Here is a 22,508-nt window from a genome sequence, read left to right on the forward strand (position 1 = left end):
AGGGCGAGAGTGTTGCCCAGGGGCCTGCCTGACACAATCTTTTACGTATCCACTGCACAATAAAGCGCGTCACCCAGCCACTGAGGTGCACGGCCAGGGTTTGAAGCCCCTCTATCCGGGACACAGCTCCCAGCAAAAATTGTACTTCTCCTGGCTGCGGACACTGGCTAATCTCAGGTCTTCCGAATGCCCGCAGAGGTCTCCGACATGCCGCAGCAAACGTCTGCCATCGACACCGCGCAGTCCATCGCCCAGATGATCCTCGATGGCTTCGACGATTACCGCGAACACTTTCGCCAGATCACCGACGGCGCCCGTGAGCGTTTTGAAAAGGCCCAGTGGCAAGAGGCGCAAACTGCCTCGGCGGCGCGGATCAACCTGTATGAAGAGAAGGTCGGCGAAGTCACCACGCGTTTGCGGGCTACCTTCGACGAGGGCGCGCTGCTGGATATCCAGTCCTGGCCCCTGGTCAAGAGTGCCTATATCAGCCTGATCGACCTGCGGTTTGACGATGAGCTGTCCGAGACCTGGTACAACTCGATCTTTTGCGGGCTGTTCAGCCACGACCTGATCAGCGACGGCTGCATGTTCATCCATACCACCCGCCCGAGCCTGCGCCGCGCCCGTGCTGCGCAAACCCGTACCTACAAGCCCCAGGGCCAACTGGCGGGCATGCTCGAGCAGATCTTCAGCGACTACCGCTTCAGCGAGCCCTACGCCGACCTGCCCGCCGACCTGCAGCGCCTTGAAGCACAACTGCGCGAGAACCTGCCGGACTGGGTGTGCAAGGATCCGGACCTCAACGTCGAGCTGTTTTCCTCGGTGCTCTATCGCAACAAGGGCGCGTACCTGGTGGGCCGCCTCTACACCCGCGATGAACAGTGGCCGCTTGTGATTCCGCTGCTGCACCGCGAAGGGCAGGGTATCCGCATCGACGCGCTGATCACCGATGAAGCCGATGTGTCGATCATCTTCTCGTTCACCCGCTCCTATTTCATGGTGGATGTGCCGGTGCCGGCGGAATTCATCGGCTTTCTCAAACGCATCCTGCCGGGCAAGCACATCGCCGAGCTGTACACCTCCATCGGCTTCTACAAACACGGCAAGTCGGAGTTCTACCGGGCGCTGATCAACCACCTGGCCAGCACCGATGACCAGTTCATCATGGCCCCGGGCGTGCGCGGGATGGTCATGAGCGTGTTCACCCTGCCGGGTTTCAACACGGTGTTCAAAATCATCAAGGACCGTTTCTCGCCATCGAAAAACGTCAACCGCGCCACGGTGATCGAGAAGTACCGCCTGGTGAAAAGTGTCGACCGGGTCGGGCGCATGGCCGACACCCAGGAGTTTGCCGACTTCCGTTTCCCCTTGAGCAAATTCGAGCCTGAATGCCTGGCCGAATTGCTGGAAGTGGCTGCCGGCACAGTCGAGGTGGAAGGCGACACGGTACTGATTCGCCACTGCTGGACCGAGCGGCGCATGACTCCGCTCAACCTCTACCTGGAGAACGCCAACGAGGCCCAGGTGCGCGAAGCCCTCGAAGACTACGGCCTGGCCATCAAGCAATTGGCGGCGGCGAATATCTTTCCCGGCGACATGCTGCTGAAAAACTTTGGCGTCACCCGTCATGGTCGCGTGGTGTTCTACGACTACGACGAGATCTGCTTCCTCACCGAAGCCAACTTCCGCCATATCCCGGCACCGCGCACCCCGGAAGATGAAATGGCCTCCGAGCCCTGGTACTCAATCGGCCCGCTGGACGTGTTCCCCGAGGAGTTCCCGCCATTTCTGTTTGCCGATGCCGGGCAACGGCGTTTGTTCGATGAGCTGCACGGCGAGTTGTACAACGCCGACTACTGGAAAGGCCTGCAGGAGGCGATTCGGGCGGGGAAGGTGATTGATGTGTTCCCGTATCGGCGCAAGGGCCTGGATAACGAATAGGCGCTAAACCCTGTGGGAGCTGTCGAGCCCCGGCGAGGCTGCGATAGCGCTGGGCCTGGCAGCATTGATGTTGGCCGTGCCGCCGTCATCGCAGCCTCGCCGGGGCTCGACAGCTCCCACACGTGATTTACGCGGCCTTTAACGTTGTGTGCGCTTTTCTGCCACAATTGCCGGCCGTGCATAAATAGACGACCTTCAAAGTACCTGATGACTGACCAAGCGCCCGCTATCGACCAACTCCTGAAAAACCTCGATCACGCCATGCTCGCCGACCGCCACCGCTTGCGTCGGCAGTTGCTTGAGCTGCGCAAGAAGCCCGATGAGGAGAAGCTGGCGCAGTGGGTGGCGCGCATGCAGGCGTCCTGTGCCCAGGTCACGGCGCGCGCGGCCAGCGTGCCGCAGGTCCGCTATGACGACAGCCTGCCCATCGCCGCCAAGCGCGACGAGATCAAGGCGGCGTTGCTCAAGCATCAGGTGCTGATCATCGCGGGCGAAACCGGCTCGGGTAAAACCACGCAGTTGCCGAAGATCTGCCTGGAAATCGGTCGCGGCCAGTACGGCTTGATCGGCCATACCCAGCCCCGGCGGATCGCCGCGCGCAGTGTGGCGAGCCGGGTCGCGGAAGAGTTGGCCACCCCGCTGGGGGCGCTGGTGGGCTATCAGGTGCGGTTCGAGGACCAGAGCGACGCCAACACCCTGATCAAGCTGATGACCGACGGCATCCTGCTGGCCGAAACCCAGAACGACCGATACCTCGAGCGCTACGACACAATCATCGTCGACGAAGCCCACGAGCGCAGCCTGAACATCGACTTCCTGCTTGGTTACCTGAAGACCCTGCTGCCACGCCGCCCGGACCTGAAAGTCATCATCACCTCGGCGACCATCGACCTGGAGCGCTTTTCCAAGCACTTCGACGATGCGCCGATTGTCGAGGTCTCCGGGCGCACGTTCCCGGTGGAAACCTGGTATCGCCCGCTGACCCTGGAGCAGGACGAGGAAGGCAACCGCGTCGAAGACGACTTGACCGTGGACCAGGCGATCCTTGCCACCCTTGATGAAATCGCCGCCTTTGAACGCAGCGAGCGCAAGAGCCCAGGCGATGTGCTGGTGTTCCTGCCCGGTGAGCGCGAGATCCGCGATGCCGCCGATATGCTGCGCAAGGCCCAGCTCAAGCACACGGAAATCCTGCCGTTGTACGCGCGCCTGTCGCCGGCCGAGCAGCAGCGTATTTTCCAGTCCCATCCGGGGCGGCGCGTGGTGCTGGCAACCAACGTCGCGGAAACCTCGCTGACCGTGCCGGGCATCCGCTATGTGATCGACAGCGGCACCGCACGCATCAGCCGCTACAGCTACCGGGCCAAGGTCCAGCGCCTGCCGATCGAGGCGATTTCCCAGGCCAGCGCCAACCAGCGCAAGGGCCGCTGCGGTCGGGTCGAGCCGGGCATTTGCGTGCGCCTGTTCAGCGAAGAAGATTTTATCGGGCGCCCGGAATTTACCGACCCGGAGATCCTGCGCACTAACCTGGCGGCGGTGATCCTGCAGATGCTGCACCTGCGCCTGGGTGAAATTACCGACTTCCCGTTTATCGAGCCGCCGGATGGCAAGGCCATCAGCGATGGCTTCAACCTGCTGCAGGAACTCTCGGCGGTGGACCGTAACAGCCAGCTGACACCCCTGGGCCGGCAACTGGCGCGCCTGCCGGTGGACCCGCGCATGGGCCGCATGCTGTTGGAAGCGGCCAAGCTCGGCAGTTTGCAGGAAGTGCTGATCGTCGCCAGTGCCATGTCGATCCAGGACCCGCGCGAGCGCCCGCCGGAGCGCCAGCAAGCGGCCGACCAGGCCCACGCGCAATGGAAGGATCCCGATTCGGACTTCGCCGGGCTGGTCAATCTGTGGCGCGGCTTTGAAGAGCAGCGCCAGGAACTGACCGCCAGCCCGCTGCGCAACTGGTGCCGCAAGAACTTCCTCAATTACCTGCGCCTGCGTGAGTGGCGCGACTCCCATCGCCAGTTGAGCCTGATCTGCCGTGATATGCAGTTGACGGTCAACAAGGAACCGGCGGACTTCGCGAAACTGCACAAGGCGGTGCTGTCCGGCCTGTTGAGCCAGATCGGCCAGAAAACCGAAGACGGCGACTACCTCGGCGCCCGCCAGCGGCGCTTCTGGATTCATCCGTCATCGGGCATCGGCAAGAAGCGCCCGCAATGGTTGATGACCGCCGAACTGGTGGAGACCACCAAGCTGTATGCGCGCATGGTGGCCAAGATTGATGCCGACTGGATCGAGCCATTGGCCGGGCACCTGATCAAGAAAAACCACTTCGAACCCCACTGGGAGAAGAAGCGCGGCCAGGTCGTGGCCTTTGAACAGATCACCCTGTTCGGCCTGATTGTGGTGGGGCGCCGGCCCGTGCATTACGGGCCGGTGGACCCCGTGGTGTCCCGCGAGCTGTTTATCCGCGAAGGCCTGGTGCGTGGCGAGATCCAGTCCCGGGCCAAGTGCCTGACTGCCAATCAACAGCTGCTGGAGCAATTGGACGAACTGGAAGCCAAGGCCCGGCGCCGCGATATCCTGGCTGACGAAGAAACCCTGTACGCCTTCTACGACGCGCGCCTGCCGGCAGAGATCCACCAGACGGCGACCTTCGACAGTTGGTACAAGATCACCAGCCAGAAAGACCCGCAACTGCTGATCATGCGCGAAGAAGACGTGCTGGCCCGCGAAGCCAGTGAAGTCACCGCCGCCCATTACCCTGACACCTTGCACCTGGGCGACCTGGCCCTGGCCTTGAGTTATCACTTTGAACCCAACCACCCGCGCGACGGTGTGACCTTGCGCGTGCCCGCACCGCTGTTGCCGGCCTTGCCCGCCGAGCGCCTGGAGTGGCTGGTGCCCGGGCTGATCGAAGCCAAGTGCATTGCCCTGGTGCGCAACCTGCCCAAGGCCCTGCGCAAGAACTTCGTGCCGGTGCCGGACTTCGTCAAGGCCGCGCTGCAACGGATCGAATTTGCCCAGGGCTCGCTGCCCCAGGCGCTGGGGCGTGAGCTGTTGCGCATGACCGGCGCGCGGGTCAGCGACGAAGCCTGGAGCGAAGCCGCGCAGCAGGTGGAAAACCACCTGAAGATGAACCTGGAAGTGGTCGATGCCCAGGGCAAGTTCCTCGGTGAGGGCCGCGACCTGGCAGCGCTGACTGCGCGGTTTGTCGAAGCCAGCCAGGCCGCCCTGGCAGTGCCGCAAACTGCCAAAAGCCAGCAGCCGGTGGAGGCCAAGGTCTTCGCGGCGGTTGCCGAGACTACCCAGCAGAAGATTGCGGGCCTGTCGATGACGGTGTATCCGGCGCTGGTAGAAGAAAACGGCACGGTCAAGGAAGGACGTTTCTCCACGGCCGCCGAAGCCGAGTTCCAGCATCGCCGCGCCTTGCAGCGCTTGTTGATGCAGCAATTGGCCGAGCCGGCAAAATTCCTGCGCGGCAAGCTGCCGGGCCTTACCGAGCTGGGGCTGATGTACCGCGAGCTGGGACGTATCGACGCCCTGGTGGAAGACATTTTGCTGGCCAGCCTCGACACCTGCGTGCTGGAAGGCGAGGCCAGCCTGCCCCGGGATGGCGCGGGCCTGGCAGCCCTGGCCGAGCGCAAGCGTGGTAGCTGGACCGAGCACGCTGAACGCCTGGCGCGCCTGACCCTGGAAGTATTGAAGCTGTGGCATGGCCTGCAAAAACGTTTCAAGGGCAAGATCGACCTGGCCCAGGCCGTGGCACTCAACGATATCAAGCAGCAACTAAGCAACCTGGTGTACCCGGGCTTTGTGCGCGAGACCCCGGCGCAGTGGTTCAAGGAACTGCCGCGCTATCTCAAGGCCATCGAGCTACGCCTGGAAAAACTGCCCAGCCAAGTGCAGAAGGACCGGGTCTGGAGCAGCGAGTTGAGTGGTCTGTGGAGCCAGTACCAGACGCGCCTGAACAAGCACACCCAGGAAGGCAAGCGCGATCCGCAGCTGGCGCTTTACCGCTGGTGGCTGGAGGAATACCGGGTGTCGTTGTTTGCCCAGCAGTTGGGCACCAAGGCACCGATTTCCGATAAGCGCTTGAGCAAACAGTGGAGCCAGGTCGAACCTTGACCTGTAGTGCCGGTGGCGGGTGTGCGCGTGACAGGCGCCAAACCCCCCGGTTTATGGCAAACTTCGCCGCTATAAATGCCGGGATCGTCTAGATTGGCTGTATCAGCCTCGACGCGCCGGGACAAAGCGTTTCCCCGTTTGATGTCCGCGCGGCGGACTAGAGCGACTTACGGTTTGGTACGAAGGTACCAATCCCTTCTGCCTGAACAGATTTAGAGGAACGACCGTGCATAACGTCGTCATCAGCGGCACAGGCCTGTACACCCCGGCCAACAGCATCTCCAACGAAGAGCTGGTGCAGTCTTTCAATGCTTACGTTCAACAGTTCAATGCCGACAACGCCGTGGCCATCGAGCAGGGCGACGTTCAGGCGTTGACCGAATCCAGCGCCGCCTTTATCGAAAAGGCTTCGGGTATCAAGAGCCGTTTTGTCATGGACAAGGACGGCATCCTCGACCCCAAGCGCATGACCCCCCGCCTGCCGGAGCGCTCCAACGACGAGTGGTCGATCCTCTGCCAGATGGCCGTGGGCGCCGCCGAGCAAGCCCTGCAGCGTGCCGGCAAGACCGCCGCCGATATCGACGGGGTGATCGTCGCCTGCTCCAACCTGCAACGCGCCTATCCGGCCATTGCCATCGAAGTCCAGGAAGCCCTGGGCATCCAGGGTTTTGGTTTTGACATGAACGTGGCGTGTTCTTCGGCGACTTTCGGTATCCAGAACGCCTGCAACAGCATCCAGCTGGGCCAGGCCCGTGCGATCCTGATGGTCAACCCGGAGATCTGCACCGGCCACCTGAACTTCCGTGACCGTGACAGCCACTTCATCTTTGGCGACGCGGCGACTGCGGTGATTCTGGAGCGTGCCGACCTGGCGACGTCCGAGCACCAGTTCGACGTGGTGAGCACCAAGTTGCTGACCAAGTTTTCCAACACCATTCGCAACAATTTCGGCTTCCTCAACCGCGCGGCGGAAGAGGGGATTGGTGCACCAGACAAGCTTTTCGTGCAAGAAGGCCGCAAAGTCTTCCGTGATGTCTGCCCGATGGTTGCCGAATTGGTCGGCCAGCACCTGACGGAAAACCAGTTGAGCGTTACCGATGTGAAACGCTTCTGGCTGCACCAGGCCAACCTGAGCATGAACCATCTGATCGTCAAGAAGCTGCTGGGCCGTGAAGCCGAGATCGAAGAAGCGCCGGTGATTCTCGATACCTACGCCAACACCAGTTCGGCAGGTTCGGTGATTGCGTTCCACACCTACCAGGACGACCTGCCCAAGGGCGCGCTGGCGGTACTCAGCTCGTTTGGCGCCGGGTATTCGATTGGCAGCGTGATCCTGCGCAAGCGCTAAGAACCAGGCAATTGCGGTCACGTCTTGCACAATGAGGTTTTGAATGGCAGCAGCCGACGACGCGCACCTGCTTGAACGCCTGCTCAAGGGTGAGCAGCAGGCCTACAAGGAGTTGGTCACCACCTACCAGAGTGCGATGCGTGCAGTGGCCTACGCCATCGTTGGCCAGCGCCATGCCGACGAGGTGGTGCAGGACGCCTGGCTCTCGGTGGTGCGCAGCCTTGCCCGGTTTGAGGGGCGTTCCAGCCTCAAGACCTGGCTGCTGACCATCACCGCCAACTCGGCCAAGGGGCGCTACAAGCAGAACCGTCGCGAGGTGTTGCTGGACGACCTGCCGTCGCCCCATGGCACCATCGGCGATGAGCGCTTTGCCGCCGGCGATGAGCATTGGCTGATCGCGCCCTTTGCCTGGCACCAGGACACTCCCGAGGCGCTGCTCACCGAAAACGAGCTGCGTGAGTGTCTGGAGCACACCTTACTGAGCCTTTCCGAGCTGCAAAGCAGCGTGCTGCTGTTGCGCGAGCGCCAGGGGCTGGAGCTGGAGGAGATTTGTAATCTTCTGCAGATCTCGCTCTCCAATGTGCGTGTACTGCTGCACCGGGCGCGGCTTAAAGTCTTCGCTACGGTGGAGCATTTCGAGGAAACCGGCGAATGTTGACCTGCAAAGAACAAGTGGCGCGCTCCAGCGATTTTCTCGATGGGCAACTGACCTTTCGTGAGCGCCTGTTGATGCGCCATCACTTGATGTTTTGTGCCAATTGCCGGCGCTTCATTCGCCAGATGCGCCTGATGCAGGCCACCTTGCGCCTCCTGCCCGAACCGCCGGTGAGCGATGCCGAGGCGTTGGCTGAACGCCTGGCTTCGGAGCGTAAACGCAACTCCTGACCCTAGAGCTGTCTGCGCTTCCCAAGGCCTGCGACGTCATTGTCGTGGGCTTTTTTACGTCGTTGAAAAGCCTTTCGGTGAAAAACATTGCAGGTTTGTAAGTTTTTTTCACCTTTTTTTCACCTGGCATTTCTCGTACTTTTTCTGCTCAAACCCACGCCGGCCGTAGCGTTGCGCTTATTCCCGGTGGTTGTAAGAAAGTTCCCCTGTAATAAAATATTTATCTTGCGGCAACTTGTCTGAAATATCCCCTCGCCAAGATCCCCTCCCAACACCAGCGGGCCAGAACCCGTGTGTTTTCCAACGCAAAAGACCACCAATTAGGGGAATTCTTCGATGATCCGTAAGCACTTCGCCGGTTTCGCGGCCAGCGCCCTGGCCCTGGCCGTTACCGCCCAGGCTTTCGCTGGTACTGTCACTACTGACGGCGCCGATATCGTTGTCAAAACCAAGGGCGGCCTTGAGGTTGCTACCACCGACCAGAACTTCAGCTTCAAGCTGGGTGGTCGCTTGCAAGCCGATTACGGCACATTTGACGGCTTCTACACCAAGAACGGTGACTCGGGCGACGCTGCTTACTTCCGTCGCGCCTTCCTGGAACTGGGTGGCACCGTCTACAAGGATTTCAAATACCAGCTCAACTACGACTTCTCCCACAACTCGGGTAACTCCGACGACGGTTACTTCGACGAAGCGTCCATGTCCTATGTGGGCTTCAAGCCGGTGACCATCCGCGTCGGTCGCTTTGACCCGGATTTCGGTCTGGAAAAAGCCACCAGCTCCAAGTGGATCACCGCCATGGAGCGTAACTCGGCTTACGAGGTTGCAGACTGGGTCAACACCCACGAAAACGGCATGGGCATCCAGGTCAGCGGCACTGCGGCTGATATGTTCTACGGCTCCGCCAGCCTGGCTTCCAAGGACATCAACGACGAAGACGGCAAGGGCGTGAAGCAATTCAACGGCCGTATCGTGTTGGCACCGATGAACAAAGGCGGCAACGTCCTGCACTTCGGCTTGAACCTGGCGGCACGTGACCTGAACGACGCCGCCTTCGACTCGCGGATCCGTCCGCGTCTCGGCGCCCGTGGTGTAGCAACTACCGGTGGTAACGATGCCGGCTCCAACGGCAACCGCGCGACTTTCGGCGGTGGTGTGGGCCTGAACGCCAGCAACCTGACGGCGGTTGGCGCCTACGATACCGACACGGTATTCGGGGGTGAATTTGCCTTCGCCAGCGGTCCATTCTCGGTGCAGGCTGAAGCCCTGAGCCGCAAGATGAAAGCTGACAGCAATGCCTACCAGGACGTGAAAACCAGCGGTTTCTACGGCCAACTGGCCTACACCCTGACCGGCGAATCCCGTGCCTACAAGCTCGACGGCGGCAAGTTCGACGCCATCAAGCCTGAGAACAAGCAGTACGGCGCCTGGGAAGTGTTCTACCGCTACGACAACATCAAGGTTGACGACAAAAACATCGTCGTCAGCAGCGCTACCCGCGAAACCGGCGATGCCAAGGCCAACGTCAACACCCTGGGTGTGAACTGGTACGCCAACGAAGCGGTCAAGCTGTCCCTGAACTACAGCAAGGTCAGCACCGACAAGATCACCAACGCCAATGGCGATGACAGCGGTGATTCCATCGTCGGTCGTGTGCAGTACGTGTTCTAAGCAACGGTCATACCGCTCCAACGCGCTCTTTCTTCATCCGTTAAAGCGCGATCCTCTTTTTTACCCCGCCGATTGGCGGGGTTTTTTTTTGCTGCCCGCGCGGGCGGCGGGTTCTGTCAGAATGGCCTGAATATTGTGAGCGAGCGTTTACCGTCGGGGAATGGCATGCCGTTGAAACGTTTGAATAGCCTGTCCGAAGTATCGCCTGATGAATGGAACGCCTTGGTCCCCGAGGATCAGCCGTTTCTGCGCCATGCCTTCCTCAGTGCGCTGGAAGACAGTGCCAGCCTTGGCCGGCATTCTGGCTGGCAGCCGGAGCACTTGCTGCATTACGAGGGAGAGCGGCTGGTGGCGGCGCTGCCCAGCTACCGCAAATGGCACTCTTATGGCGAATACGTGTTCGACCATGGCTGGGCTGACGCTTGCGCACGCGCGGGCATCGAGTACTACCCCAAACTGCTGACAGCAGTGCCTTTCAGCCCGGTCAGCGGGCCGCGCTTGCTGGTGGCCAATGGTGCGGACGGCCTGGAGTTGCTCCAGAGCCTGCCTGGTTACCTGGAAATCGAAGGCCTTTCCAGTGCCCATATCAACTTCACCGATGCCCTGGCCGATGCTGCCCTGGGCCAGCAACCCGGTTGGCTTGCGCGTCTGGGTTGCCAGTTCCACTGGCAGAACCGCAGTTATCGCAACTTCCAGGACTTCCTCGACGCCCTGAGTTCGCGCAAACGCAAACAGATGCGCAAGGAGCGCGAACAGGTCGCGGGGCAGGGCATCGAGTTCGAGTGGCTGCAAGGCCATGAGCTGAGCGAGGCCCAGTGGGATTTTGTCTACGCCTGCTACGCCAACACCTACGCCGTGCGCCGGCAGTCGCCGTACCTGACTCGCGCGTTTTTCAGCCTGCTGGCCGAGCGCATGCCGCAGGCGATACGGGTGGTGCTGGCCAAGCAAGGGGCGCGGCCGGTGGCCATGGCGTTCAGCCTGGTGGGGGGCGACAGCCTATATGGCCGCTATTGGGGCTGCCTGGGCGAATTTGACCGGCTGCATTTCGAGACCTGTTTCTATCAAGGCATGGACTACGCGATCGCCAATGGCCTGCAGCGTTTCGACGCCGGGGCCCAGGGCGAGCACAAGTTGATCCGTGGGTTTGAGCCGGTGATTACCCATTCCTGGCACTACTTGCGCCATCCAGGCTTGAAAACCGCCGTGGCGGATTTCCTGGAGCGCGAGCGGGTGGGGATTCTGGCGTATGCCGAGGAGGCGCGTTTGGCGTTGCCTTATCGACAGGTGTAGGAGCCAGCTTGCCGGCGATGACGGTGTATCTGCCCATGATGTGCTGGCAGGGAGTCCGTTATCGCCGGCAAGCCAGCGTCTACAAGGTGCATGCGGTTGGATCAGGCCTTTTCTTCCTTGCCCAACCAACGGTAGGTGATGCCACCGATCACCGCGCCAAGGATCGGCGCCAGCCAGAACAGCCACAGTTGCTGGATTGCCCACCCGCCGACAATCAGCGCAGGGCCGGTGCTGCGGGCCGGGTTGACCGAGGTGTTGGTGACCGGAATGGAGATCAGGTGGATCAGCGTCAGCCCCAGGCCAATGGCGATGGGCGCCAGGCCAGCAGGCGCACGACGGTCGGTGGCGCCGAGGATGATCAGCACGAACATCGCGGTCATCACCAGTTCAGTGACAAACCCCGCCGCCATTGAATAGCCCCCCGGCGAATGTTCACCGTAACCATTGGATGCCAGCCCCGCCGCCAGTTCGAAACCCGGTTTGCCGCTGGCAATGAAGTACAGCAAGGCCGCTGCCACCACGCCGCCAATGACTTGCGCGACGATATACGCAGGCATCTCCTTGGCCGCAAACCTGCCGCCGACCACCAAGCCCACGGTGACCGCCGGGTTGAGGTGACAGCCGCTGATATGGCCAATGGCAAATGCCATGGTCAACACAGTAAGCCCGAAGGCCAGCGATACACCCAACAGGCCGATTCCGACATCCGGGAAGGCTGCGGCCAGAACGGCACTCCCGCAGCCACCCAACACCAGCCAAAACGTACCCAACCCTTCCGTAACGGAACGTCTGAACAGAGACATGAACGCGTCCTTCTAAATCAACGGGTGTGATGCTTCCCTGCAGTCTGATGTCAGGGCCCTCCTGGACCCTGATTGCAGTACAGCAGGATTGTGATACACGGCCAGCAAGATAGAAAAAACTGTCAGAATTGTTCGGAATTGATAGCGCCGTTAGTAGTCCGAAATCAGTCGATACCTACGAAACCTCCGGTCTGGTGCTGCCACAATCGTGAGTACAGGCCGCCATGTGCCAGCAACTGGGCATGGCTGCCACTCTCGGCGATCTGGCCTTTTTCCAGGACCACCAACCTGTCCATTCGGGCAATCGTGGACAGGCGGTGAGCGATGGCGATCACCGTCTTGCCTTGCATCAGGGTTTCCAGGCTTTCCTGGATGGCCGCTTCCACTTCCGAGTCCAGGGCCGAGGTGGCTTCGTCCATGATCAGGATCGGTGCGTCCTTGAGCAGGACCCGGGCGATAGCGATGCGCTGGCGTTGCCCGCCGGAGAGTTTCACCCCGCGCTCACCGACGTGGGCATCCAGGCCAATCCGGCCCTCGGCGTCCGACAGCAGCGGGATAAATTCGTCGGCGCGGGCCTTGCGGATCGCGTCCCAGAGCTCTTGGTCAGTGGCATCGGGCTTGCCATACAGCAAGTTGTCGCGGATCGAGCGGTGCAGCAGCGAGGTGTCCTGGGTAATCATGCCGATGCGTTCGCGCAGGCTTTCCTGGGCCACTTCGGCAATGTTCTGGCCGTCGATCAGGATGCGTCCGCCTTGCAGGTCGTAGAGGCGCAGCAGCAGGTTGACCAGGGTCGATTTGCCGGCACCGGACGGGCCAATCAGGCCGATCTTCTCCCCCGGGTTGATGACCAGGTTCAGGCCACCGATGATGCCGCTGCTCTTGCCATAGTGGAAGTCGACCTGTTCGAAGCGCACTTCGCCGTGGGGCACGCTCAGGCGCGGGGCGTTTTCGCGGTCGATCACCGCCAGCGGTTGGGCGATGGTTTTCAGGCCGTCCTGGACCATGCCGATGTTCTCGAAAATGCCGTTGACCACCCACATGATCCAGCCGGACATGTTGACGATGCGGATCACCAGGCCGGTGGCCAGGGCAATGGCACCGACCGAGATCAGCGACTGCGTCCACAGCCACAGGGCCAGGCCGGTGGTGGTGACGATCAGCAGGCCGTTCATGGTGGTGATGACCACGTCCATGCTGGTGACCACGCGGCTGGCCAGCTGGGTTTTTTCGGTCTGCTCGATGATCGCTTCCTTGGCGTACTCCTGTTCGGACTGGGTGTGGGCGAACAGCTTCAAGGTGGTGATATTGGTGTAGCCATCAACGATGCGGCCCATCAATTTGGAGCGCGCCTCGGACGAGATGACCGAGCGTTCCTTGACCCGTGGCACGAAGTAGCGCAGCGCCAGGCTGTAGGCGATGATCCAGGTGACCAGCGGGATCATCAGGCGCCAGTCGGCTTCGGCGAACAGCACCAGGGAGCTGATGGCGTAGATTGCTACGTGCCAGATGGCATCGACGGCGGCCACGGCCGAGTCGCGCAGCGAGTTGCCGGTCTGCATGATGCGCTGGGCAATACGCCCGGCGAAGTCGTTCTGGAAGAAGTTCAGGCTCTGCTTGAGCACATAGCTGTGGTTCTGCCAGCGGATCAGGCTGGTCATGCCGGGGCTGATGGTCTGGTGCACCAGCAAATCGTGCAGGGCACCGAAGATCGGGCGCAGCAGCAAGGCAACCACGGCCATCCAGATCAACTCGGTGGCGTGGATCTGGAAGAAGTTGGCCGGCGGCGTGCCTTGGGCCAGGTCGATGATGCGGCTCAGGTAGCTGAACAGCGCCACTTCAATCAGCGCGCCGATCAGGCCCACCACCAACAGCGCGGCAAAACACGGCCACACCTGGCGCAGGTAATAGAGGTAGAAGGGTAGGACTTTATCCGGAGGTGCCGCGCTGGGAGCGTCGCGGAAGATGTCGATCAGTTGTTCAAAACGACGATAGAGCATTAGGTCTGACGCCCGCCGGGCGGGCTCTCCTTGTTAAAGACGCGCGCGGCCTTGTGGGCGGCGCGCGCAACTCCCTGTGAACCTTAGTCGATGCGCTTGGCCGACTTGATCAGGACAGGGTCGATAGGCACGTTTTGCATGCCTTGTTTGGTAGTGGTTTGCGAGTTGACGATGATATCGACCACGTCCATGCCCTTGACCACTTTGGCGAACACCGCGTAGCCCGCATCGCGGCCTGGGTCGAGGAAGGCGTTGTCGGCCACGTTGATAAAGAACTGGCTGGTGGCCGAGTTCGGATTGCTGGTGCGGGCCATGGACAAGGTGCCGCGCACGTTATGCAAGCCGTTGCTGGCTTCGTTCTTGATCGGCGCTTCAGTAGGCTTTTGCGACATCTGCTGGGTGAACCCGCCACCTTGCACCATAAAACCCGGGATCACCCGATGAAAAATGGTGTTGGTGTAGAAGCCCTTGTCGACGTAGGACAGGAAGTTCTCGGTACTGATCGGCGCCTTGACCGGATCCAGTTCGATTTCGATGTCGCCATTGGTGGTGGAGATCAATACGTGTGGTGCCTTGGCCGGCGTGGCCGCCATCAGGTTGGCAGCAAACAGAACAGAACCGGCAAAAACGGCGATTTTTTTCAGCATGGGTCAGTGATCCTGGGAAGTGGTTTCGACTGTCTTGAGAAAATCGAGCAGGGTTGTGTTGAAGGTTTCGGGTTGGTCCAGCGGTGTCGCGTGACGCGAATCCTCGATCACCACCAACCGCGCATCAGGCAGCAGTTTTACATAGATTTCTTTTTGCGCCACTGGGGTGTAGTCGTGGTCGGCGCTGATGACCAGGGTTGGACAGGCGATTCTGCAGAGTCGTTCCTGTACGCCCCAGCCCACAATGGCATCGAAGCTGGCGAGGTAAGCACGTTTGTCGTTTCTTGCCCAGCGTTCGCGCATTTTGCGCCGCAGGTCGGCCTGTGCGGGTTTGGGGAACAACCGGTCGCCGAGTGCCTTGCCGATGGTATTCAAGCTGAGCACGCGGGCCAGGCCCCAGCGCTTGGCCCATTGCCAATAGTCATTGGCGCTGCGCACCTTGACCTCGGGCGCGCTGTTGACGATACACAGGCTTTTGAGCAACTGCGGTTGGTCGACCGCCAGTTGAAAGGCGATCATCCCGCCCATCGACAGGCCGACCACATGGGCAGCGGGCAGTTGCAGGTGTTCGATCAACGCCACCAGGTCTGCGGTAAAGCCGGCGATGCTGTAGCGCTCCCGGGGTTTGTCGGAGCGCCCGTGACCGCGCACATCCAGCAGCACCAGGCGGTAATGCCGGGACAACACGGGGATTTGCAGTTCCCAATCCTGGCAACTGGAGCCCAGGCCGTGGATCAGGATCAGTGGCACGCCGTGGCCATATTCCTCGTAATGCAGGGTGCAACCTTCATGTTCGAAATAGGCCATGGGTGAACTCCGTGTCAGGCTTGCCGGGGAGCGGCAAAGGGTGCGTCCAGCGGTGCAGTGTCGAAGGTGCGCAGCAGCTCGACCAGAATCTGCGTGGCCGGGCCCAGGGGCTTGTCCTTGTTCGAGTACAGGTAGAACGTGGGGTGGCGGCTGCCGCCTTGCTCCAGGGGCAGTTGCTTGAGCAGGCCTTCCTTTAGCTCACGCTCGATCATGTGCCGGGGCAGCCAGGCAAACCCCAGGCCGCTGCCGACGAAGGCGGCGGCGGTGGCCAGGCTGCCCACGGTCCAGCGCTGCTCGGCGCCGAGCCAGCCGACGTCCCGCGGTTGCTGGCGACCGGAGTCGCGGATCACCACCTGCATCTGGCTTTCCAGGTCCTGGAAGCTCAGTTCGCGGTTGAGTCGGTGCAACGGGTGTTCAGGGTGGGCCACGGCGACAAATTCCACGTCGCTCATTTCCGTGCCCAGGTAGCCGGGAATGCTGAAGCCGCTGATCGCCAGGTCGGCCACGCCTTCAATCAGCAGCTCCTCGACACCCGACAGCACTTCTTCGCGCAGGCGCACGCGGCAGCCCCGGCTTTGCGGCATAAAGGCGGTGAGGGCGCGCACCAGGCGGGCGTTGGGGTAGGCGGCATCGACCACCAGGCGTACTTCGGCCTCCCAGCCTTGTTCCATATGATGGGCCAGGTCTTCCAACTGGCTGGCGTTTTTGACCAGTTGCCGGGAGCGGCGCAACAGCACCTCGCCGGCCTCGGTGAGCACGGCCTTGCGCCCGTCGATGCGCAATAGAGGCACGCCCAACTGGTCTTGCATGCGGGCCACGGTGTAGCTCACCGAGGATTGCGAGCGGTGCAGCACTTCGGCTGCCTGGGCGAAGCCGCCATGGTCAACCACGGCTTGCAACGTGCGCCATTGATCAAGGGTCACGCGGGGCGCTTTCAAGATGAGCTCCTCTTGTCCTAAGCTGGCGGTCCTTATTGGAGACTGCCGAATGAGAAAATTCTGTTGTGTATTGCTGGCACTGTTGCCGTTGAGCGCGTTCGCCTATCCGATCGACGTGTCAAAGTCGATCAAGGGGGTCAGCATCGACTACAACGCTTCCGATGTTGACGGTGATATCAGCTCCATCCAGCTCAGTAACTACGGCAGCAATGACGCTGCGTGTACGGTCGCGTTTACCAATGGCCCGGAGCCAGCGCGGGTGCGCAAGGTCACGGTCCCTGCCGGGAAAAGCACCAACACTACGGTCAAGTTCAGCCGCGCGATTATCAAGATGCGGATCAAACTGACCTGCGAACCCAAATAATTCGCTGCGGGGCCTTGGCCATGCCCCGCTTATAAACAACTTTATAGATGGGTTATAGCAGTTTTTTGCGCTTTTTTATCGAATGGGCTCTGTTTAACCTTCACTCCATCGACTTACAGCAATTACCGATGGAGCTTACAAAGCCATGTCTAACGTTCTGATCATCGAAAGCAGCGCCCGCCAGCAGGATTCTATTTCCCGCCAACTGACCCAACAGTTCATCAGCCAATGGCAGGCGGCCCATCCGGCCGATCAGATCACCGTGCGCGACCTGGCCGTCAACCCAGTGCCGCACCTGGACGCCAACCTGTTGGGCGGCTGGATGAAGCCGGCCGAGCAGCGCAGCGTGGATGAGCAGGCGTCCCTGGAGCGCTCCAACCACCTGACCGACGAACTGCTGGCCGCCGATGTGCTGGTGATGGCCGCGCCGATGTACAACTTCGCCATCCCCAGCACCCTCAAGGCCTGGCTTGACCATGTGTTGCGGGCCGGCGTGACCTTCAAGTACACCGCCACCGGTCCCCAGGGCCTGTTGACCGGCAAGCGCGCGTTTGTGCTGACCGCCCGTGGTGGCATCCACACCGGCGCGAGCAGCGATCACCAGGAACCGTATCTGCGCCAGGTCATGGGTTTTATCGGGATCCATGATGTGACCTTTATCCACGCCGAAGGGGTGAACCTGGGTGGCGACTTTCAGGAAAAGGGCTTGAACCACGCCAAGGCCCTGCTGGCACAGGTTGCCTGACGCGTTAATCGCCAGATAATCGCACGGTGTTTTTATAGCCCCACGCAACCCTTCAAGTACGCGTATCGAACCTCCCTTTGCACTTGTTGCTCCTGAGTGCTCCTGCCCGACTGCCGCTTTAGCGAGGTCGGGTTTTTTTTGCGCCGAGTTTCGCCCCGCCGTGAAAGACGCTAATGTCGCGCCCATTCGAATATGAGGCGCACATGGGCTACTTACTGATTGTCACGCTGATCCAGGCGTTTTCCTTCAGCCTGATCGGCGAATACCTGGCGGGTCATGTCGACAGCTATTTCGCCGTGCTGGTGCGCGTGCTGCTGGCCGGGCTGGTGTTTATCCCCCTGACCCGCTGGCGCTCGGTGGAGCCTGCGTTCATGCGCGGCATGCTGCTGATCGGCGCGTTGCAGTTCGGCGTGACGTACGTGTGTCTGTATTTGAGCTTCCGCGTGTTGACGGTGCCGGAGGTGTTGCTGTTCACCATCCTCACGCCATTGCATGTGACCTTGATCGAAGACGCGTTGAACCGGCGCTTCAACCCCTGGGCGCTGATTGCCGCGCTGGTGGCGGTGGCGGGGGCGGCGGTGATCCGCTTTGACCAGATCAACCCGGACTTCTTCATGGGCTTTTTGTTGCTGCAACTGGCCAACTTCACCTACGCCGCCGGGCAGGTGCTGTACCGGCGCCTGGTGGCACGACACCCGAGCGACCTGCCGCACTACCGGCGCTTTGGCTATTTCTACCTGGGGGCATTGGCCGTGGTGTTGCCGGCGTTCCTGCTGTTCGGCAAGGCCAACTTCCTGCCTGAAGCGCCGTTGCAGTGGGGTGTGTTGCTGTTTCTGGGCCTGGTCAGCACTGCCTTGGGTCTGTACTGGTGGAACAAGGGCGCCTGCCTGGTCAACGGCGGCACCCTGGCGGTGATGAACAACCTGCATGTGCCGGTGGGGCTGCTGCTCAATCTGCTGATCTGGAACCAGCATGAGCCGCTGGGGCGCCTGTTCCTGGGCGGGGCGGTGATTGTGGCGGCGGTGTGGATCAGCCGGTTGGGGATTCGCCCGGCGCCGCTCAGCCGGCAATGATCGTTCCCAAAGGTGGGGGCGGGCTTGCCCGCGATAGCGGACGATCAGTAACAGATGTGTTGACTGACCCACCGCTATCGCGGGCAAGCCCTCTCTAACCAGGCGCTGCTTCGCGCCTGGTTAGAGCGTAGCCTTCTCCGGCACCGGCAAATGACTGGCACCCAACACCGCCGGCAGTACTCCGGCCCGCAGGTCATTACCACTCGGCTGCTGATACAGGCTCAAACCAAACTCCGGCAGCACCGCCAGTAAGTAGTCAAAAATATCCCCCTGGATCCGCTCGTAATCCGCCCACGCCGTGGTGCGGGTAAAGCAGTAGATTTCCAGGGGCACACCCTGGGAGGTGGTCTGCATCTGGCGCACCATGCAGGTCATGTTCGGTTGGATATCCGGATGGCTCTTCAGATAAGCCAGGGCATAGGCGCGGAAGGTGCCCAGGTTGGTCATGCGCCGGCGGTTGGCCGACAACTGCGCGCTGTGGCCCTGGGCTTCGTTCCAGGCCTTCAATTCTGCCTGTTTGCGGCTGATGTAGTCGGTCAGCAGGTGGACCTGGGTCATCCGCACTTCTTCATCATCACGCAGGAAACGCACGCCGGCCGCGTCGATAAACAGGCTGCGCTTGATCCGCCGCCCGCCCGAGGCCTGCATGCCGCGCCAGTTCTTGAACGATTCGGACATCAGGCGCCAGGTGGGGATCGAGACGATGGTCTTGTCGAAGTTCTGCACCTTGACCGTATGCAAGGTGATGTCCACCACATCGCCATCGGCGCCGACCTGGGGCATTTCGATCCAGTCGCCGACCCGCAGCATGTCGTTGCTGGTCAATTGCACACTGGCGACAAATGACAGCAGCGTGTCCTTGTAGACCAACAGGATCACCGCCGACATCGCACCCAGCCCTGACAGCAGCAACAGCGGCGAGCGGTCGATCAAGGTTGCAACGATGATGATCGCGCCAAACACGAACAGCACCATTTTCGCCAGTTGCACATAGCCCTTGATCGAGCGCGTGCGGGCATGTTCGGTGCGTGCGTAGATATCCAGCAGGGCGTTGAGCAGGGCGCTCATGGCCAATACCTGGAACAGAATGGTGAACGCCAGCGCCACGTTGCCGATAAACAGCGTGCTGGTCTTGCTCAATTCCGGCACCAGGTGCAGGCCGAACTGGATCACCAGCGACGGCGTCATCTGGGCCAGGCGGTGGAAGACTTTGTTATGGCGCAGGTCATTGAGCCAATGCAGGGCAGGTTGGCGGCCGAGCAACTTGACCGCATGCAGGATCAGGTAGCGTGCCACCCGTCCGACCAGCAGGGCCACCACCAGCAGCACCAGCAAAGCCAGGCTTGAATGCAGTAGCGGATGTTGGTCCAGGGCACCCCAGAGGTCCTGGACGTTGAGCCAGAGCTGTTTGATATCCATGGTTTAACGCGATTCTTCTGTAAGACATGACGGGGCGATTAGAGCATTTAAGTGCTGCAAAGTTGTGCAGGCAGACAAATCACCTGACAAAAAACCATCTGTTTGGCCCACTTCGCGTAAAGAAACTCGGCCTGAGCGCCCGAAACCGTTACCCTATGCAGCTGATTTTTTGTATTTCTTCGAGGTAGCACCCGTGTTTTCCCAATTCGCCCTGCACGAACGCCTGCTCAAAGCCGTGGCCGAGCTTAAATTTGTCGAGCCTACGCCTGTGCAAGCAGCGGCCATCCCGCTCGCGCTCGAAGGGCGTGACCTGCGGGTGACGGCTCAAACCGGGAGTGGCAAGACCGCCGCTTTCGTCCTGCCGATCCTCAACCGTCTGATCGGCCCGGCCAAGATCCGTGTCAGCATCAAGACTCTGATCCTGCTGCCTACCCGTGAGCTGGCCCAGCAGACCTTGAAGGAAGTGGAACGCTTCTCGCAGTTCACCTTCATCAAGTCCGGCCTGATCACCGGGGGCGAAGACTTCAAGGTCCAGGCCGCCATGCTGCGCAAGGTCCCGGATATCCTGATCGGTACCCCTGGGCGGATGATCGAGCAACTGAACGCCGGCAACCTGGACCTCAAGGAAGTCGAAGTGCTGGTGCTGGACGAAGCCGACCGCATGCTCGACATGGGCTTTGCCGACGACGTGCAGCGCCTCGTCGAAGAGTGCGTCAACCGCCAGCAGACCATGCTGTTCTCTGCCACCACCGGCGGCTCGACCCTGCGCGAGATGGTCGCCAAGGTCCTGAACAACCCTGAGCACCTGCAGGTCAATAACGTCAGCGACCTGAACTCCACCACCCGCCAGCAGATCGTCACCGCTGACCACAATGTGCATAAAGAGCAGATTCTCAACTGGCTGCTGGCCAACGAGACTTATCAGAAAGCCATCGTGTTCACCAACACCCGTGCCATGGCCGACCGGATCTACGGGCGCCTGGTGGCGCAGGAGTACAAGGCGTTTGTATTGCACGGTGAGAAGGACCAGAAGGACCGCAAGCTGGCGATCGACCGACTCAAGCAGGGCGGCGTGAAGATTCTGGTAGCCACCGACGTCGCCGCCCGCGGCCTGGACGTGGAAGGCCTGGACATGGTGATCAACTTCGATATGCCGCGCAGCGGCGACGAATATGTGCACCGTATCGGCCGTACCGGGCGTGCCGGCAACGATGGCCTGGCCATCTCGCTGATCTGCCATGGCGACTGGAACCTGATGTCGAGCATCGAGCGCTACCTCAAGCAGTCGTTCGAGCGCCGCACCATCAAGGAAGTCAAAGGCACCTACACCGGGCCGAAGAAGGTCAAGGCTTCGGGCAAGGCCGTGGGCGTGAAGAAGAAAAAGGTCGACGCCAAGGGCGACAAGAAGAAAACCGGCGCCAAGTCGCCGACCAAGCGCAAGATCGCCAACCGGCCGAAGACCGACAACCTGTCGTTGGTCAGCAAGGACGGCATGGCGCCGCTCAAGCGCCGCAAGCCAGAAGCACCGGCTGCCGAGTAATACGCCAGCGCACTAAAAAACCGGACAATGTCCGGTTTTTTTATGCCCTCAGTTTTTCGCCTTGGCCGCCGCTTCCTTCAACTCCTTGAGTCGCGCCTCGATCAACTGGCACTTGTCGGGAAATTTCGCACTTTCGGTGTCCAGGTCCATCTGCTGCAGCTCGTCGTTGATTTCCTTGGCCTTGGTCGGGTTCTGCTGGGTGAGGGTGCTGACTTCCTTGGCCAGTTGTTCGCGTTTTTCCGTGGCTTCTTCCGGGGTACAGGCCCAGGCGGGCAGGGCGCTCAACAGGGCGGCGGCGACAGCCAGTTGCATCAGGGTTTTCATGGGGTAGACCTCCTTGGCGGTGATACCCGGTTGAGGGGGCTGGCCTGTGAAAAGTTCAGTGCAATCACGCCCGTCTACCCGGCTGAACGCCCGCAGCCGCCACAGGTCACAACTTTTGAAGGCACCCAGTCGGTGTGCCTGCAGGAGGATTCAGGATGAGCACTTACAATTGGGATCTGATCGAACGTCTGTTGCATGAAGTACAGAACGGCGAGGGCAGCTTTGCCCCGCGCAAATATGCCGAACAGGAAGCGGCCGATAAGGCCACGGCCGGCGAGTTCACTGGCGATCTGGATGCGTTGAAAAAGACCGCCGCCGATTACGAAGCGCTGTTGTTCAAGCGCGGCTTTATCGAGTCCCGGCCTGAAGACGAGGGCGGCAACGGCGAGAATTTCATTTTGACGCCCTTGGGTGCGCGGCTGCTGGCGCTGATCGACAGTTCCATCCCGGGTAACGATCACCCGCGCCAAGTGCTCGACGAGCAGGCCGACGCGCTGGACCCGGCGACGTTCGAGATGGTGGCCTCCAAGGCACAGATCGCCTGAGCACGCGCAAACTGTCAAATTGGTAATCTGGCGCTAAGCCAACTGACAGGCG

19 protein-coding genes are annotated in these 22,508 nt (G+C 61.0%); 12 read left to right on the forward strand and 7 right to left on the reverse strand.

What is annotated here, in order from left to right; genetic code table 11:
- Window positions 1-207 precede the first annotated feature (207 nt).
- The 7 genes from aceK (at window position 208) to PSH80_RS06810 (ending at window position 11,254) form a co-directional block, all read left to right on the forward strand.
- Window positions 208-1,941: a bifunctional isocitrate dehydrogenase kinase/phosphatase gene (gene aceK, locus PSH80_RS06780; RefSeq protein ID WP_057441325.1), complete on the forward strand. Its 1,734-nt coding sequence runs from the start codon at window positions 208-210 to the stop codon at window positions 1,939-1,941.
- 207 nt (window positions 1,942-2,148) lie between these two features.
- Window positions 2,149-6,060, forward strand: coding sequence for an ATP-dependent RNA helicase HrpA (gene hrpA, locus PSH80_RS06785; RefSeq protein ID WP_057958822.1), 3,912 nt, complete (start codon window positions 2,149-2,151; stop codon window positions 6,058-6,060).
- A gap of 226 nt (window positions 6,061-6,286) precedes the next feature.
- Window positions 6,287-7,408: a beta-ketoacyl-ACP synthase III gene (locus PSH80_RS06790; protein ID WP_305419627.1), complete on the forward strand. Its 1,122-nt coding sequence runs from the start codon at window positions 6,287-6,289 to the stop codon at window positions 7,406-7,408.
- Window positions 7,409-7,451: 43 nt separating this feature from the next.
- On the forward strand, window positions 7,452-8,066 hold the full coding sequence (locus PSH80_RS06795; protein WP_057441254.1) for an RNA polymerase sigma factor: 615 nt from the start codon (window positions 7,452-7,454) through the stop codon (window positions 8,064-8,066).
- Window positions 8,060-8,293 carry an anti-sigma factor gene (locus tag PSH80_RS06800; protein WP_057441249.1) on the forward strand — a complete coding sequence of 78 codons (234 nt, stop codon included), beginning with the start codon at window positions 8,060-8,062 and terminating at the stop codon, window positions 8,291-8,293. Before PSH80_RS06795 ends, PSH80_RS06800 begins: the two co-directional genes overlap by 7 nt.
- A gap of 336 nt (window positions 8,294-8,629) precedes the next feature.
- Window positions 8,630-9,964 carry an OprO/OprP family phosphate-selective porin gene (locus PSH80_RS06805; protein ID WP_057441247.1) on the forward strand — a complete coding sequence of 445 codons (1,335 nt, stop codon included), beginning with the start codon at window positions 8,630-8,632 and terminating at the stop codon, window positions 9,962-9,964.
- 165 nt (window positions 9,965-10,129) lie between these two features.
- Window positions 10,130-11,254: a GNAT family N-acetyltransferase gene (locus PSH80_RS06810; RefSeq protein WP_120732170.1), complete on the forward strand. Its 1,125-nt coding sequence runs from the start codon at window positions 10,130-10,132 to the stop codon at window positions 11,252-11,254.
- A 101-nt stretch (window positions 11,255-11,355) separates the two neighbouring features.
- Here PSH80_RS06810 and aqpZ read toward each other — a convergent pair whose 3' ends face one another.
- The 5 genes from aqpZ to PSH80_RS06835 form a co-directional block, all read right to left on the reverse strand.
- Window positions 11,356-12,057 carry an aquaporin Z gene (gene aqpZ / locus PSH80_RS06815; RefSeq protein WP_057441240.1) on the reverse strand — a complete coding sequence of 234 codons (702 nt, stop codon included), beginning with the start codon at window positions 12,055-12,057 and terminating at the stop codon, window positions 11,356-11,358.
- A gap of 164 nt (window positions 12,058-12,221) precedes the next feature.
- Complete coding sequence (locus PSH80_RS06820; RefSeq protein ID WP_169989935.1) at window positions 12,222-14,054, reverse strand: ABC transporter ATP-binding protein; 1,833 nt, start codon at window positions 14,052-14,054, stop codon at window positions 12,222-12,224.
- An 83-nt stretch (window positions 14,055-14,137) separates the two neighbouring features.
- Entirely contained in the window at window positions 14,138-14,701 is a 564-nt protein-coding gene (locus tag PSH80_RS06825) for a peptidylprolyl isomerase (protein WP_057441236.1), read from the reverse strand.
- Window positions 14,702-14,704: 3 nt separating this feature from the next.
- Window positions 14,705-15,508 (reverse strand): alpha/beta fold hydrolase, encoded by an 804-nt coding sequence (locus PSH80_RS06830; RefSeq protein ID WP_057958826.1) that lies wholly within the window; start codon window positions 15,506-15,508, stop codon window positions 14,705-14,707.
- 14 nt (window positions 15,509-15,522) lie between these two features.
- A complete protein-coding gene (locus PSH80_RS06835; RefSeq protein ID WP_057441231.1) occupies window positions 15,523-16,446 on the reverse strand; it encodes a LysR family transcriptional regulator in 924 nt (307 codons plus the stop codon).
- A 49-nt stretch (window positions 16,447-16,495) separates the two neighbouring features.
- Between PSH80_RS06835 and PSH80_RS06840 the strand changes: the two genes are divergently transcribed.
- From PSH80_RS06840 to PSH80_RS06850, 3 genes are all read left to right on the forward strand, one after another.
- Entirely contained in the window at window positions 16,496-16,810 is a 315-nt protein-coding gene (locus PSH80_RS06840) for a hypothetical protein (protein ID WP_057441229.1), read from the forward strand.
- Between the two features lie 145 nt (window positions 16,811-16,955).
- Complete coding sequence (locus tag PSH80_RS06845) at window positions 16,956-17,555, forward strand: FMN-dependent NADH-azoreductase (protein WP_057444346.1); 600 nt, start codon at window positions 16,956-16,958, stop codon at window positions 17,553-17,555.
- Between the two features lie 203 nt (window positions 17,556-17,758).
- Window positions 17,759-18,628: a carboxylate/amino acid/amine transporter gene (locus tag PSH80_RS06850; protein ID WP_057441227.1), complete on the forward strand. Its 870-nt coding sequence runs from the start codon at window positions 17,759-17,761 to the stop codon at window positions 18,626-18,628.
- A gap of 120 nt (window positions 18,629-18,748) precedes the next feature.
- Here the strand turns inward: PSH80_RS06850 and PSH80_RS06855 are convergent, their stop codons facing one another.
- Complete coding sequence (locus PSH80_RS06855) at window positions 18,749-20,047, reverse strand: mechanosensitive ion channel family protein (protein ID WP_057958828.1); 1,299 nt, start codon at window positions 20,045-20,047, stop codon at window positions 18,749-18,751.
- 193 nt (window positions 20,048-20,240) lie between these two features.
- Here PSH80_RS06855 and PSH80_RS06860 point away from each other — a divergent pair, with 193 nt between their 5' ends.
- The gene (locus PSH80_RS06860) at window positions 20,241-21,587 is read left to right on the forward strand and encodes a DEAD/DEAH box helicase (protein WP_057441220.1); all 1,347 of its coding nucleotides are present in this window, start codon (window positions 20,241-20,243) and stop codon (window positions 21,585-21,587) included.
- Between the two features lie 48 nt (window positions 21,588-21,635).
- On the opposite strand, the gene PSH80_RS06865 is transcribed toward PSH80_RS06860, so the two are convergent.
- Window positions 21,636-21,911, reverse strand: a complete 276-nt coding sequence (locus PSH80_RS06865; RefSeq protein WP_057441219.1) for a hypothetical protein — start codon at window positions 21,909-21,911, stop codon at window positions 21,636-21,638.
- A gap of 155 nt (window positions 21,912-22,066) precedes the next feature.
- Between PSH80_RS06865 and PSH80_RS06870 the strand changes: the two genes are divergently transcribed.
- Window positions 22,067-22,456 (forward strand): transcriptional regulator, encoded by a 390-nt coding sequence (locus PSH80_RS06870; protein WP_200660363.1) that lies wholly within the window; start codon window positions 22,067-22,069, stop codon window positions 22,454-22,456.
- Window positions 22,457-22,508: the final 52 nt, after the last annotated feature.

Origin of the sequence: Pseudomonas sp. FP818 (assembly GCF_030687335.1) — a bacterium.
In the GTDB taxonomy this organism is placed as follows: Bacteria; Pseudomonadota; Gammaproteobacteria; order Pseudomonadales; family Pseudomonadaceae; genus Aquipseudomonas; species Aquipseudomonas shahriarae.

Excerpts from the sequence above, each read along its gene's own strand:
- PSH80_RS06825 (WP_057441236.1), bottom strand. The coding sequence starts at position 14,701 with ATGCTGAAAAAAATCGCCGTTTTTGCCGGTTCTGTTCTGTTTGCTGCC.
- PSH80_RS06840 (WP_057441229.1), top strand. The coding sequence starts at position 16,496 with ATGAGAAAATTCTGTTGTGTATTGCTGGCACTGTTGCCGTTGAGCGCG.
- hrpA (WP_057958822.1), top strand. The coding sequence starts at position 2,149 with ATGACTGACCAAGCGCCCGCTATCGACCAACTCCTGAAAAACCTCGAT.
- PSH80_RS06845 (WP_057444346.1), top strand. The coding sequence starts at position 16,956 with ATGTCTAACGTTCTGATCATCGAAAGCAGCGCCCGCCAGCAGGATTCT.
- PSH80_RS06795 (WP_057441254.1), top strand. The coding sequence starts at position 7,452 with ATGGCAGCAGCCGACGACGCGCACCTGCTTGAACGCCTGCTCAAGGGT.
- PSH80_RS06855 (WP_057958828.1), bottom strand. The coding sequence starts at position 20,047 with ATGGATATCAAACAGCTCTGGCTCAACGTCCAGGACCTCTGGGGTGCC.
- aceK (WP_057441325.1), top strand. The coding sequence starts at position 208 with ATGCCGCAGCAAACGTCTGCCATCGACACCGCGCAGTCCATCGCCCAG.
- PSH80_RS06805 (WP_057441247.1), top strand. The coding sequence starts at position 8,630 with ATGATCCGTAAGCACTTCGCCGGTTTCGCGGCCAGCGCCCTGGCCCTG.
- aqpZ (WP_057441240.1), bottom strand. The coding sequence starts at position 12,057 with ATGTCTCTGTTCAGACGTTCCGTTACGGAAGGGTTGGGTACGTTTTGG.
- PSH80_RS06820 (WP_169989935.1), bottom strand. The coding sequence starts at position 14,054 with ATGCTCTATCGTCGTTTTGAACAACTGATCGACATCTTCCGCGACGCT.
- PSH80_RS06830 (WP_057958826.1), bottom strand. The coding sequence starts at position 15,508 with ATGGCCTATTTCGAACATGAAGGTTGCACCCTGCATTACGAGGAATAT.
- PSH80_RS06810 (WP_120732170.1), top strand. The coding sequence starts at position 10,130 with ATGCCGTTGAAACGTTTGAATAGCCTGTCCGAAGTATCGCCTGATGAA.
- PSH80_RS06800 (WP_057441249.1), top strand. The coding sequence starts at position 8,060 with ATGTTGACCTGCAAAGAACAAGTGGCGCGCTCCAGCGATTTTCTCGAT.
- PSH80_RS06865 (WP_057441219.1), bottom strand. The coding sequence starts at position 21,911 with ATGAAAACCCTGATGCAACTGGCTGTCGCCGCCGCCCTGTTGAGCGCC.
- PSH80_RS06850 (WP_057441227.1), top strand. The coding sequence starts at position 17,759 with ATGGGCTACTTACTGATTGTCACGCTGATCCAGGCGTTTTCCTTCAGC.
- PSH80_RS06870 (WP_200660363.1), top strand. The coding sequence starts at position 22,067 with ATGAGCACTTACAATTGGGATCTGATCGAACGTCTGTTGCATGAAGTA.